Annotated in this window: 11 protein-coding genes and 4 tRNA genes; 5 read left to right on the forward strand and 10 right to left on the reverse strand. The window is 57.9% G+C overall.

The window, feature by feature from the left end; all coding sequences use genetic code 11:
• Positions 1 to 26: 26 nt before the first annotated feature.
• Genes yigB through lptM form a run of 5 tightly spaced genes read right to left on the reverse strand, consistent with a single transcriptional unit; the run spans position 27 to position 3,409 of the window.
• Positions 27 to 743: a 5-amino-6-(5-phospho-D-ribitylamino)uracil phosphatase YigB gene (gene yigB / locus CWM54_RS26675; RefSeq protein ID WP_074387409.1), complete on the reverse strand. Its 717-nt coding sequence runs from the start codon at positions 741 to 743 to the stop codon at positions 27 to 29.
• Positions 743 to 1,645: a tyrosine recombinase XerC gene (gene xerC / locus CWM54_RS26680; RefSeq protein WP_012543237.1), complete on the reverse strand. Its 903-nt coding sequence runs from the start codon at positions 1,643 to 1,645 to the stop codon at positions 743 to 745. The genes yigB and xerC overlap by 1 nt, the downstream gene beginning before the upstream one ends.
• Positions 1,642 to 2,349, reverse strand: coding sequence for a DUF484 domain-containing protein (locus CWM54_RS26685; RefSeq protein ID WP_061156191.1), 708 nt, complete (start codon positions 2,347 to 2,349; stop codon positions 1,642 to 1,644). The genes xerC and CWM54_RS26685 overlap by 4 nt, the downstream gene beginning before the upstream one ends.
• Positions 2,346 to 3,170 (reverse strand): diaminopimelate epimerase, encoded by an 825-nt coding sequence (gene dapF, locus CWM54_RS26690; RefSeq protein WP_002883394.1) that lies wholly within the window; start codon positions 3,168 to 3,170, stop codon positions 2,346 to 2,348. The genes CWM54_RS26685 and dapF overlap by 4 nt, the downstream gene beginning before the upstream one ends.
• A 35-nt stretch (positions 3,171 to 3,205) precedes the next feature.
• Positions 3,206 to 3,409, reverse strand: a complete 204-nt coding sequence (gene lptM, locus CWM54_RS26695; protein WP_002883392.1) for an LPS translocon maturation chaperone LptM — start codon at positions 3,407 to 3,409, stop codon at positions 3,206 to 3,208.
• Between the two features lie 262 nt (positions 3,410 to 3,671).
• Here lptM and cyaY point away from each other — a divergent pair, with 262 nt between their 5' ends.
• Complete coding sequence (gene cyaY / locus CWM54_RS26700) at positions 3,672 to 3,992, forward strand: iron donor protein CyaY (protein ID WP_061156192.1); 321 nt, start codon at positions 3,672 to 3,674, stop codon at positions 3,990 to 3,992.
• Between the two features lie 133 nt (positions 3,993 to 4,125).
• Here the strand turns inward: cyaY and cyaA are convergent, their stop codons facing one another.
• Positions 4,126 to 6,678 carry a class I adenylate cyclase gene (gene cyaA, locus CWM54_RS26705; protein WP_002883383.1) on the reverse strand — a complete coding sequence of 851 codons (2,553 nt, stop codon included), beginning with the start codon at positions 6,676 to 6,678 and terminating at the stop codon, positions 4,126 to 4,128.
• 358 nt (positions 6,679 to 7,036) lie between these two features.
• On the opposite strand from cyaA, the gene hemC reads away from it, so the two are divergent.
• The 4 genes from hemC to hemY are packed head-to-tail and all read left to right on the forward strand — an operon-like array spanning position 7,037 to position 11,118.
• Positions 7,037 to 7,978 carry a hydroxymethylbilane synthase gene (gene hemC, locus CWM54_RS26710; RefSeq protein WP_061156193.1) on the forward strand — a complete coding sequence of 314 codons (942 nt, stop codon included), beginning with the start codon at positions 7,037 to 7,039 and terminating at the stop codon, positions 7,976 to 7,978.
• Complete coding sequence (gene hemD, locus CWM54_RS26715; protein WP_061156194.1) at positions 7,975 to 8,715, forward strand: uroporphyrinogen-III synthase; 741 nt, start codon at positions 7,975 to 7,977, stop codon at positions 8,713 to 8,715. Before hemC ends, hemD begins: the two co-directional genes overlap by 4 nt.
• A 21-nt stretch (positions 8,716 to 8,736) precedes the next feature.
• A complete protein-coding gene (gene hemX, locus CWM54_RS26720; protein WP_061156195.1) occupies positions 8,737 to 9,918 on the forward strand; it encodes a uroporphyrinogen-III C-methyltransferase in 1,182 nt (393 codons plus the stop codon).
• Positions 9,919 to 9,921: 3 nt separating this feature from the next.
• Positions 9,922 to 11,118, forward strand: a complete 1,197-nt coding sequence (gene hemY / locus CWM54_RS26725) for a protoheme IX biogenesis protein HemY (RefSeq protein WP_100699112.1) — start codon at positions 9,922 to 9,924, stop codon at positions 11,116 to 11,118.
• Positions 11,119 to 11,580: 462 nt separating this feature from the next.
• Here hemY and CWM54_RS26730 read toward each other — a convergent pair.
• From CWM54_RS26730 to CWM54_RS26745, 4 genes are all read right to left on the reverse strand, one after another.
• Positions 11,581 to 11,657 (reverse strand) — tRNA-Pro (locus CWM54_RS26730).
• Between the two features lie 42 nt (positions 11,658 to 11,699).
• Positions 11,700 to 11,786 (reverse strand) — tRNA-Leu (locus tag CWM54_RS26735).
• Between the two features lie 23 nt (positions 11,787 to 11,809).
• Positions 11,810 to 11,885, reverse strand: a tRNA-His gene (locus CWM54_RS26740).
• Between the two features lie 55 nt (positions 11,886 to 11,940).
• Positions 11,941 to 12,017: transfer RNA gene (locus CWM54_RS26745), tRNA-Arg, on the reverse strand.
• Positions 12,018 to 12,076: the final 59 nt, after the last annotated feature.

Raw genomic sequence — 12,076 nt, forward strand, 5'->3', positions numbered from 1 at the left:
GTTAATATATACAGAGTTACTGGTGATTATATCAGCGAGGTCAGAGATGCCAACCGTGAAATTTCAATATGCGGCAGCAGACGGCTGTCCGCGGTGTGCATCAGGTCCGCGCCTTGCGGTTTGATCCAGCAGGCCTGCATCCCGCAGCGCAGCGAACCGGCAACGTCGGTCGTCAGGTCATCGCCGACGTGCAGAATGTGCCCGAGCGGTAAATCCAGACGCTCCGCCGCCAGGTGGTACATATCGGCAAATGGCTTGGAACGACCATCCGGACCGGCACGCAACACGAAGCGGAAATAGTCGCTCAGGCCGAACAGCTCCGGGCGGGCGTTACCATTGGTGATGGCCACCAGCGGCCACTTCTGTGCCAGCTTCGCCAGCGTATCGTGGGTCTCCTGCGGAACATCGACCCGACTGCGCCAGTGCGCGAAGTTTTCCATCGCCGCCTCAGCGCCCGCTTTCGCCGCTTCGGCAGAGAGTCCGGCGTTACGCATCCCTAACTCCAGCGCGCGGTGGCGCCAGAGAGTGACGTCGTGGTAGATCTCAGGCTCGGAAGCCAGCAGCGTCTGGCGCAGCTGGTTAAGCTCATGGGCGTCAAACTGGCTGAGCGACGGATGGTAATTGCGCACAAAGGCCAGCGATTCGTGCATCGTCCGGTCAATCACCGGGCGGTTATCATAAAGGGTGTCGTCCAGGTCAAACGTCAGCGCGGAGATCGGGCCCAGAGGTCGGTAAAAACGCATTATTTCCCCCGTTTAGCGCGCGGATGCGCGGCATCGTACACCGAGGCAAGGTGTTGAAAGTCAAGATGGGTATAGATTTGAGTGGTGGAGAGGTTAGCATGGCCCAGCAGCTCCTGCACGCCGCGCAGATCGCCGCTGGACTCCAGCATATGGGTGGCAAAGGAGTGGCGCAGCTTGTGCGGGTGCACATGGCTGTTCAGCCCCTGTTTAATCCCCCACTCGGCAAACCGCTTCTGCACGTTGCGAGCCGAAATGCGTTTACCCAGCTTCGACAAAAACAGCGCGTCGTCGTCAGTGCCGAACAGGCCGCGCAAATCCAGCCAGTGCTCAATCCACGCCACCGCGTTGCGACCGATCGGCAAACGACGTTCTTTGCTGCCTTTGCCCATCACCCAAACCTCTCCACTTTCAAGGTCGAGGTGCTTAATATCAAGGTTGACCAGCTCGGACAGACGCAGACCTGCGCCGTACATCACTTCCAGCATCGCCCGGTCGCGCACCGCAAGTGGGTCGTTGAGGTCGATATCCAGCAGCCGATTGACGTCATCGACATCAATATTTTTCGGCAAGTGGCGGGGAATTTTCGGCGCCGCAATCCCCTTCGCCGGGTTCGCGGCCAGCTCGCCCTGACTGACCATCCAGTCAAAGAAACTGCGCAGGGCGGAAAGCCGCAGCGCCAGGCTAGCCGGGCCTAAACCCGCACGGCGGCTGCGAACCGCAAAGCTACGCACCTGAGCGGCATCGCACTGCTGCCAGCTTTTCAGCCCAGCCTCATCCGCCAGGGCGATCAACGCGTCCAGCTGACGCTGGTAGTTAGTCAGCGTAATCGGGCTAAGCTGACGCTCAACGCCGAGATAGCGCAGGAAGCGGTCGACGCAGGCGAACAGCGGAGAGTCGGTCATGCGCGTTCAATCCAGCGCTCCAGCAGGCCAGGGAGCATCTGCGCAATTTCCTGCAGCAACTGCGTCCCCTGCCCTGACTGATAATGCTGCGCATCGCGGCTGCTAAAGAGCATCACGCCCGGAGCGTTATCACCGCCCAGCATCGACATCGCCACGGATCCAATGGCCTTCGCTTCCGGTAGCACCACCAGCAGCTCCGGACCGTTCAGCGGCCCAAGATAGTGGCGCGCCTGGCCCAGACGTTGAATACGGATCGGCTCAAACGCCTGCCGGTTTAACGCCAGATGGGTAAACTTCGAGGGCGCGCCGAGGCGCCAGCTGTCAGGGAACAGGCGCACCGTAGCGCCAGCCAGCCCCAGCTCGCGAGCCCAGCGATGAAGGCGGTTGAGCATATCGTCGAGGCTCTCCGCAGCCGCCAGCCGCGTTTGTAGCTGCAGCAGGCGCTGGAACAGACTTTCATTGGTGACCGCCTGCTCCATCAGCAGCGACATATTCTCTTCCAGCACATGAATATGGTTACGCGCCCGCATCATGTGCCACTCCACCAGCGAAATCGAACCGCGGACCGGATGCGGGACGCGGATATGTTCGACCTGGGCGGCATTACGAATAAAAAATTCAGGATGTTGCAACAGATAGTCCACCACCGCACGATCGTTCAACGCGCTGGCAACCTCCTGCTGTTCTTCCCCGATTGGTTTCATAAATGAATAAATCCATCATAGACATGGGCCGCCGGGCCGGTCATAAACAGCGGCTGGCCCGGGCCTTTCCAGGCGATATCAAGACGACCGCCGGGTAATTCCACACGTACTGTTTCAGCCAGCAGCCCCTGCTGGATCCCCACCGCCACCGCGGCGCAGGCGCCGCTGCCGCAGGCCTGGGTTTCCCCCGCCCCGCGCTCGTAGACGCGCAGACGGATATGGGACCGGCCGACCACCTGCATAAAGCCGATATTGGCGCGCTCCGGAAAACGCTCGTGGCTTTCCATCACCGGGCCCAGCGTTTCCACGGCCGCCGTATCCACGTCATCCACCTGGATGACGCAGTGCGGGTTCCCCATGGAAACCACGCCGCACAATACTGTCTGCTCGGCGGCACGCATGATATAGGTCTTTTCCGCTTTGTTGGCGCGGAACGGCACCTGGGACGGCTCAAAGTTGGGCTCGCCCATATTCACCCGCACCAGATCGTCTTCCGTTACGCTTAATACCATACGCCCGTTGGCCGTACTCACGCGGATATCACGTTTATTGGTCAGGCCTTTCAGCCGGACAAAGCGGGCAAAACAGCGCGCGCCGTTGCCGCACTGCGACACTTCGCTGCCGTCGGCGTTAAAGATCCGGTAATGGAAATCCAGATCGGGATCGTAGGGCGGCTCGACGACCAACAGCTGATCGAACCCGACGCCAAGGTGGCGATCCGCCAGGCGGCGAATCAGCTCCGGCGAGAAAAAAACATTCTGCGTTACCGCGTCAACGACCATAAAATCGTTGCCAAGGCCATGCATTTTAGAGAACTGCATCATCTACTCCAGTTGCGCGGAACAGAACGTTATCGTTAGTAATTGACCTGGCTCGGACCACCGGTATCGCCACGATCGTTACGATCCGGCGTTGCGCTCTGAATGCCTGGGTTAACCGGTTTGGTCGGCGGCGGCGCGGTTTTGTCCGCCGGCGGGAAATAAAGAGGCCCTTTCAGACCGCAGCCGGTCAGGCTGAAGATCGCAAACAAAACGGCAAGCGTAGGAAAAACGTTTTTCATTGATAGTTGCCCGTGATTCATTCTTTCTGCTTTCTATCATCGCAGGAGAAGACGTAAAAGCAAGCGTTTAGCATCCGACTGCGCGCGCTTTTGTTTCGCGCTATGCTGCCGCCATCTTCAAAAAAGCAGGCTATACCCGTTATAATTCAAGCTGCATGTACGTTGGCTTTCCTCGCTCGCCCCAGTCACTTACTGGAGTAAGCTCCTGGGACTCCCTGCGTCGCCGCCTTCCTGCAACTCGAATTATTTAGGGTATATAACCATGAACGACAGTGAATTCCATCGCCTGGCCGATAGCCTGTGGATGACCATCGAAGAACGTCTGGACGACTGGGACGGCGACAGCGACATCGACTGCGAAATCAACGGCGGCGTACTGACCATCAGCTTTGAAAACGGCAGCAAAATCATTATTAACCGTCAGGAGCCGCTGCACCAGGTGTGGCTGGCCACCAAACAGGGCGGCTACCACTTCGATCTCAAAGGCGACGAGTGGATCTGCGATCGTAGCGGCGAGACCTTCTGGGATTTGCTGGAGCAGGCGGCGAGCAATCAGGCCGGTGAGACGGTGAGCTTCCGTTAATGACGTGTTTCCCGGATGGCGGCGCATCGCGCCTTATCCGGGCTACCCGACGACATAGAACCGTAGCCCTGCTAAGCACAGCGCCAGCAGGGAATATCTCCGGATAGCGGCTCACGCCTTATCCGGGCCAAATCTACGAGTAGCGCTGCTGCAGTACCGGCGAGGCGGTAACGTCCTGGCTGGTGGGTATCGCAGCGGCAATCGCCTGGGTGCGGAATGGGATCACCTGGGTGCGCCCGTCTACCTCGACAATCTGATAGAACTGCGGCAGGTTGAAGTTGATAAAGCTGGAGCCGTAGGTGAAACGATCGTGCGATGACGAATAGAAGCGGCTGACGTCGCGCACCAGCTCCTCTTTGCTGCCCTCGCAGTGGTGATACACCTCCGCGCGGTTGCTCTCATCAAGAATATAGATGTTAAAGCCGCTGTCGTTGTTATCCGCGTCTTCAAAGAAGAACTGAATAATCCCTTCGCTGGCGAAGCCGTCCACTACCGCCGGCAGCTTAACGTGATTGGTTTCCACCTGTACCGACAGGCCATGAAGCTTGTTGTGCGAGATAGCGCCGTAGAACTCAATGGCGTTTTCCAGCTTCTGCACCGAAACGTTAAGACGCTCGAAGAACAGCCCCCAGGTCTGGCCGGAGACGCGCAGCGCTTTGAAGCGTCCGGTATCCTGGCGGGTACTGGAGAGACGCAGTTCGATGCATTCGGAGATCATCTGCTGCACGCGGGTACGGATCAGGCCGCGCAGGTGCTGGCTATAGCAGAACACCTCCACGCTGTCCGGCGGCGCGGCGTCCTGATGCATTTTGCCGAGAATCGTCTTCAGCGCTTCGATCATCGCCTGCTCGCCGTTAAAGTGCAGCGTACGCACTTCGTTCCACGAGTTGCGATACAGCAGGTCGACGCTGCCGATCAGGCATTTTTGCTCTTCGCCAAAGCTGAAAACATCCAGCTTACGGAAATCGAAGTGCACCACCTGGTTGCGAAAAGCCGCGGTCGGGTCATATTCGAGGTTGACGATAATCGCCAGATGGCGGATTTCGCACGGGCTGTACAGCGCTTTTGGCGTCGGCGCCGGCAGGCGCAGCGGGAAGTGGTGCGACACGTCGGCCACCATCTCCTGCAGCTTCGCCAGATCGACGATGCCGTTGCCCTTAATAAACAGGCGGGTGCGTGAGGTCAGCAGGCCGTTAAACCAGGCCCAGGCCACCAGCTTATTAAGATAACGGTTATATTCCAGCGGCTGATGGCTGATGATCGATTCCATATCCGGCGCGCGGTTATACAGATACCAACCGGTACGGTTGGCGCGACCCGGCGGCACGTGGATAAAGGTCAGGTTCGGTTCCGACAGATCCGGCGAAATTTGCGGGTTCACCAGCGTCACTTTCCCCGGCAGCGCTTCAAAGGCTGCATACAGCTTACGCGTCAGCACGCCAATATCCTGAGGGCTGGCGGAGACGCTGAGATTATTGCGCCGCGCGAAGCGGATCAGATTACGATAGCTCTGCATCATGGCGTCGAGCAGTTCGTTGTGCGCCTTGCGCACTTCATCAATTTTCCAGTTGGCGCGGTTGTCGAGCATCATCAGACGCTTTTCGTCCCAGCCCCAGGCATTCACCAGCTGGCTGACGACTTCGCGACGCCAGCCGACGCAGGCGCGTTCGCGGCTGAGTTTTTCACAGACTTTCAGATAGAAGCAGCGGCGCACCAGGTCGAGGCGGGTTTCATCTTCGATGGCCTGCAGATAGGTAGTCACGCGCTCCAGCATCATGCAGTACGGGTCGAGGCCGAAGGAGACAATCTCGCCGTCGTGCAGACGCTGTTTGATATCTTTCGCCAACAGCCGGTTATTAGGATATTCCCAGGAGTAGGCTTCCAGCAGCAGCGTTTTCAGCACCGCTTTATAGGGGGAGTCGATACTCTTATACAGCTGCCACAGGCTGGCGCCGAAGTACTCTTCCGCCGACAGTGAACTGAGGCCGCCGAGATCGAGCCATTCGTTAGGCGTCAGCACGCCCTGAGCATACAGCCCCATGACGTAATCATCGTAATGCTCTTCTTCATCGCACGGCACCATATTCCACAGAATACGCTTGCCGGCGAGACGCACCGCGGTGCGATAGAACTCATCGAGCAACAGGATATGCTGAGTCGAACCGCAGTCTTCGCCGCCGAGGCTGCCACTTTCATTATGACGGAAGCGGTTTTCGTCGATCAGGAAGAAGCTGACTTCCACGCCGAGCGATGCCGCCCAGCTCTCAAGCAGGCTGCATTTTCGCTGCAGCAGCTGGCGCTCTTCGCTATCCAGCCAGGCCTGGTGACATACCCAGATATCAAGATCGGAAGAACAGCTCTGACCAACGGAGGAAGTACTGCCCATCGAGTAGACGCCGGTGATCGGCAACTCGCCTTTCGGCGGCTCCTGGGTCTGCATGCCGCGATGCAGTTCCAGTTCTTCAAGATAGTGGCGTTGGGTTTCATCAGGCGTGTAGAGGCAAATGCCACGGGGAACGTTACCGTCAAGGTAACCCGGCATCAGCGGGTGATGATAATGTAGTAACGTTGGCAGTAGACTGTAAACCTGCTGGAAAGCGGGTCCCATGGCAGCAAGCGCGCGATCCACGCGCAATTGGTTGATGGCATCCAGTCTCTGTTTCAGTGTCTCAATATAGAGGTACAAGACATATCGCCTGATGTTCAAAAACCCGAAGTACAATAGTACGGAGGATTTCAGTATTTCAACAAAAACCGTCACCATTCGTCGTCGGTGTGGTTGTGATGAGCAGCGGACGGACAAATGGTTTAAAACGTGATCAATTTAACACCTTGCTCATTGACCGTAAAGAAAGATGCGCTACATACAAGTGTAGCACCGTTTATTAGCTGTAAATTCCTCACTACGCCTCCGGCAACCGCCACGCGCATGAAAGGTTAAAAAAAGAGTCGGCCGGAGCCATCTCCCACATAAACCGTGAAAACTAACATCCGTAAGACAACAATGTTAGGATGGATAGTGGTCGACAATGACGGTAACAAGCATGTTAGACAAAGTTTTGAAAATTGCCACACGGCAAAGCCCGCTTGCGCTATGGCAGGCGCAGTATGTTAAAGCACGCCTGGAACAAGCGCATCCTGGACTGAACGTCGAGCTGGTGCCGATGGTCACGCGCGGTGATGTCATCCTTGATACGCCCCTGGCAAAAGTGGGCGGCAAGGGCTTATTTGTGAAAGAGTTAGAGCTCGCCATGCTCGAAGGGCGGGCCGATATCGCCGTCCATTCGATGAAAGATGTCCCGGTGGAATTCCCGGAGGGGCTGGGGTTGGTCACCATCTGCGAGCGCGACGATCCGCGCGACGCGTTTGTTTCCAATCACTATGCCTCAATTGACGAACTGCCGGCTGGCAGCATCGTTGGCACGTCAAGTTTACGTCGCCAGTGCCAACTCGCCGCCGAACGCCCCGATCTGGTGATCCGCTCCCTGCGCGGCAACGTTGGCACCCGATTGGGCAAACTCGATAACGGCGAGTATGACGCCATTATCCTTGCCGCCGCCGGGCTGAAGCGCCTGCAACTGGAGGCGCGAATTCGCCAACCGCTGTCGCCTGAGCAATCCCTGCCGGCCGTCGGCCAGGGCGCGGTGGGTATCGAATGCCGTCTTGACGATGCATGGACCCAGGCGCTGTTAGCGCCCCTCAACCATGCGGAAACCGCGGTACGCGTGCGCGCCGAACGGGCGATGAACACCCGCCTCGAAGGCGGTTGTCAGGTGCCAATTGGCAGCTATGCGGAACTCGTCAACGGCGAATTGTGGCTGCGGGCGCTGGTTGGCGCCCCGGATGGTTCGCAGATGGTACGCGGCGAACGGCGCGGGCCAGCAGAGCAGGCCGAAGCGCTCGGCATCTCGCTGGCGGAAGAGCTCCTGGATAACGGCGCCCGCGACATTCTCGCGGCAGTTTATGATGGAGAAGCCCCACGATGAGCATCCTGGTCACTCGTCCACTTCCGCAAGGAGAAGCGTTGGTCAGCCGTCTGCGGGCCATGGGACGCGTGGCCTGGAGCTTTCCGCTGATAGAATTTACGCCTGGCCGGGAGCTTCCCGCGCTGGGCGACCATCTTGCCCATCTGGGGTCCGACGACCTGCTGTTTGCGCTATCCCAGCATGCGGTGGAATTCGCCCATGCCCGTCTGCAGCAGCAGGGCCTGTCCTGGCCCACTTCTCCACACTATTTTGCCATTGGCCGAACGACGGCGCTGGCCCTGCATACGGTCAGCGGGCAGCACATCCGTTATCCGTTAGATCGGGAAATTAGCGAAGTCTTGCTACAATTACCTGAATTACAAAACATTGCCGGGAAAAATGCGCTGATCTTACGCGGCAATGGTGGGCGGGAACTCTTAGGCGCCACGCTGGCTGAACGCGGCGCCAGGGTCACATTTTGTGAATGTTATCAACGTAGTGCAAAACATTACGATGGCGCAGAAGAAGCGATGCGCTGGCAGTCTCGCGGGGTCACCACGCTGGTGGTCACCAGCGGCGAGATGCTGCAGCAGCTGTGGTCGCTGATACCGCAATGGTATCGCGAACAGTGGCTCCTGCACTGCCGCCTTGTCGTTGTCAGCGAACGTCTGGCCCTTCAGGCCCGGGAACTGGGCTGGCAGGAGATTCAGGTTGCCGATAACGCTGACAACGATGCGCTGCTACGCGCATTACAATAACTCTCAACATTGGAAGCCATAATGACGGAACAACAAAATCAATCCGCCGTGGTTGAAGAGACCAGGGAGGCCGTGGAAACCACACCACAGCCAGAAAACAATAATAAGAACAAGGCTGGCAACAAAACCAGCCTGGCGCTCAGTGCGATCGCTATCGCCATTGCGATAGCCGCCGGCATCGGCCTGTATGGCCTGAACAAACAGCAGGTCACGCGGCAAAACGCAACCACGTCTGAGTTATCAAGCCAGCTTGCGGCACTGCAAAAAGCGCAGGATAGCCAAAAGAGCGAACTGGAAGGCATTATCAAACAGCAGGCCGACCAGCTGAGCCAGGCCAAACACGAGCAGGAAACCCTGACTAAACAGCTTGATGAGTTGCAGCAGAAAGTCGCCGTGATCTCCGGCAGCGATGCCAAAACCTGGCTGCTGGCCCAGGCCGACTTCCTCGTCAAGCTGGCGGGACGTAAGCTGTGGAGCGATCAGGATGTCACCACCGCCGCCGCGCTGCTGAAAAGCGCCGACGCCAGCCTCGCCGACATGAACGACCCCAGCCTGATCGGCGCCCGCCGGGCCATCACCGATGACATCGCCACCCTCTCCGCGGTGAGTCAGGTGGATTACGACGGCATTATTCTCAAGGTTAATCAGCTGGCAAACCAAATCGACAACCTGCGGCTGGCCGATAATAACGATGACGATTCGCCGATGGATTCTGATAGCGATGAGCTCTCCAGCTCTATCAGCGAATGGCGCGTCAATCTGCAGAAAAGCTGGCAGAACTTTATGGACAGCTTTATTACCGTGCGCCGCCGTGATGAAACGGCAGTCCCGCTGCTGGCGCCGAATCAGGATATCTACCTGCGGGAAAATATTCGCTCCCGCCTGCTGGTCGCCGCGCAGGCGGTGCCACGCCATCAGGAAGAGACCTGGAAACAGTCACTGGATAACGTCTCGACCTGGGTACGCGCCTACTACGATACCGAAGACGCGACCACCAAAGCCTTCCTCGACGAGTTGGACAAGCTCAGTCAGCAAAGCATTACCATGACGGTACCGGAAACGCTGCAGAGCCAGGCGTTGCTGGAAAAACTGATGCAGACCCGGGTGCGCAACCTGATGGCGCAGCCCGCCGTCACCGCGAGCAGTGCGCCCTCACCCGCGCCTGCTGCACCGGCCGCCCCTGCTGCGCCGCAAGGAGAGTAACGCATGCTGAAAATTCTTTTACTCTTCGCACTGTTGATCGCCGGGATCGTCCTTGGCCCGATGATCGCCGGGCATCAGGGCTACGTCCTGATCCAGACCGATAATTACAATATCGAGACCAGCGTGACCGGGCTGGTGATCATCCTGATCCTCGCCATGGTGGTGCTGTTCGCCATTGAATGGCTGCTGCGCCGCATTTTCCGCACCGGGGCGCATACGCGCGGCTGGTTTGTCGGCCGTAAACGCCGTCGCGCGCGTAAGCAAACCGAGCAGGCGCTACTCAAGCTGGCGGAAGGTGATTACCAGCAGGTTGAAAAACTGATGGCGAAAAATGCCGATCACGCCGAACAACCGGTGGTGAACTATCTGCTGGCGGCGGAAGCGGCCCAGCAGCGCGGCGATGAAGCGCGGGCCAACCAGCATCTGGAGCGCGCCACCGAGCTGGCGGGCGATGACCTGATCCCGGTGGAAATCACCCGCGTTCGCCTGCAGCTGGCACGTAATGAAAATCACGCCGCACGCCATGGCATCGATAAGCTGCTGGAAATTACCCCGCGTCATCCGGAAGTGCTGCGCCTCGCCGAACAGGCATACACCCGCACCGGCGCCTGGCAGTCGCTGCTGGACATCATTCCGTCTATGGAGAAAGCTAACGTCGGCGATGAAGAGCACCGCGCCGCGCTGGAACAGCTGGCCTGGATTGGCCTGATGGATAAAGCGCTGGCCGACGGCGGCAGCGAAGGGCTGCGCGAATGGTGGCGCAACCAGAGCCGCAAAACGCGGGCGCTGGTGCCGCTGCAGGTGGCGATGGCCGAGCGCCTCATCGAGAGCGACGATCACGATACCGCGCAGCAAATTATCATTGATGGTCTGAAGAAACAGTATGATGACCGTCTGGTGATGCCGATCCCGCGTCTGAAGACCAATAACCCGGAACAGCTGGAGAAAGTGCTGCGCCAGCAGATCAAAGCCGTTGGCGACCGTCCGCTGCTGTGGAGTACCCTGGGCCAGTCGCTGATGCGTCATGGCGAATGGCAGGAGGCCAGCATCGCCTTCCGCGCCGCGCTTAAGCAGCGTCCGGATGCCTTTGATTACGCCTGGCTGGCGGATGCCCTGGATCGCCTGCATCAGCCGGAGGAAGCGGCCACTATGCGCCGCGATGGTCTGCTGCTGACGCTGCAGAATAACCCTCAGCCGTAACCTGCCGTTGCTATCGCCTCTTGCGGGGCGATAGCCCCTTCTTCCCCGCCTTCGTATTGACGGATCCCTGAAAGAAAAAAACGCCTGCGCTGAAATCAGGGCAGGCGTTAAAACAGGTCTGTTTGACAACAAATTGGGTGCTTCACTCAACGTAATGTCCATGGTGTTTGATGAGGCATAAATGCGACATCTGTCAGTGGACGATAAGCACCGTAAGAACGGCTCTGCATCATTCCGGAGTTTATGAGGCACAAAGGCGAACATAAGAGATGGAATGAGCATCTACCCGATTATTATCGCACAGGATCCAGGGAAATTGCATCTACCACAGTGATGAATTGAGATTTTTCCTGACGCGTATTCTTAAGCAAAGAGAAGTTTTTTTATCAGCAAAATCAGGGAAATAAGTGATGGCAGGAAGTGATTGAAAACAAAAAACCCCGCCGAAGCGGGGTTCAAAATTGGTCGGCGAGAGAGGATTCGAACCTCCGACCCACTGGTCCCAAACCAGTTGCGCTACCAAGCTGCGCTACTCGCCGAAATACTGCTTTTTGAATTTTTAGTTCAATTCGTTAAAGTCGTGGTGCGAGGGGGGGGACTTGAACCCCCACGTCCGTAAGAACACTAACACCTGAAGCTAGCGCGTCTACCAATTCCGCCACCTTCGCAAATTCACAACTCTATCAAATAATGGGGTGGCTAATGGGATTCGAACCCACGACAACTGGAATCACAATCCAGGGCTCTACCAACTGAGCTATAGCCACCACTGCAAACCTTTTACGCGGTATTAAAACCACCGCAGCTCCAGCACCGGGTTAATGGTGCGCCCGACAGGATTCGAACCTGAGACCTCTGCCTCCGGAGGGCAGCGCTCTATCCAGCTGAGCTACGGGCGCTTAGCGCCGTTGCGGGGTCGGATAATACGGACTTCCTACCCCGCTGTCTAGTGCCTTTT

Origin of the sequence: Klebsiella sp. D-Nf1, assembly GCF_002810515.1 — a bacterium.
GTDB classification, from domain to species: Bacteria; Pseudomonadota; Gammaproteobacteria; order Enterobacterales; family Enterobacteriaceae; genus Klebsiella; species Klebsiella variicola.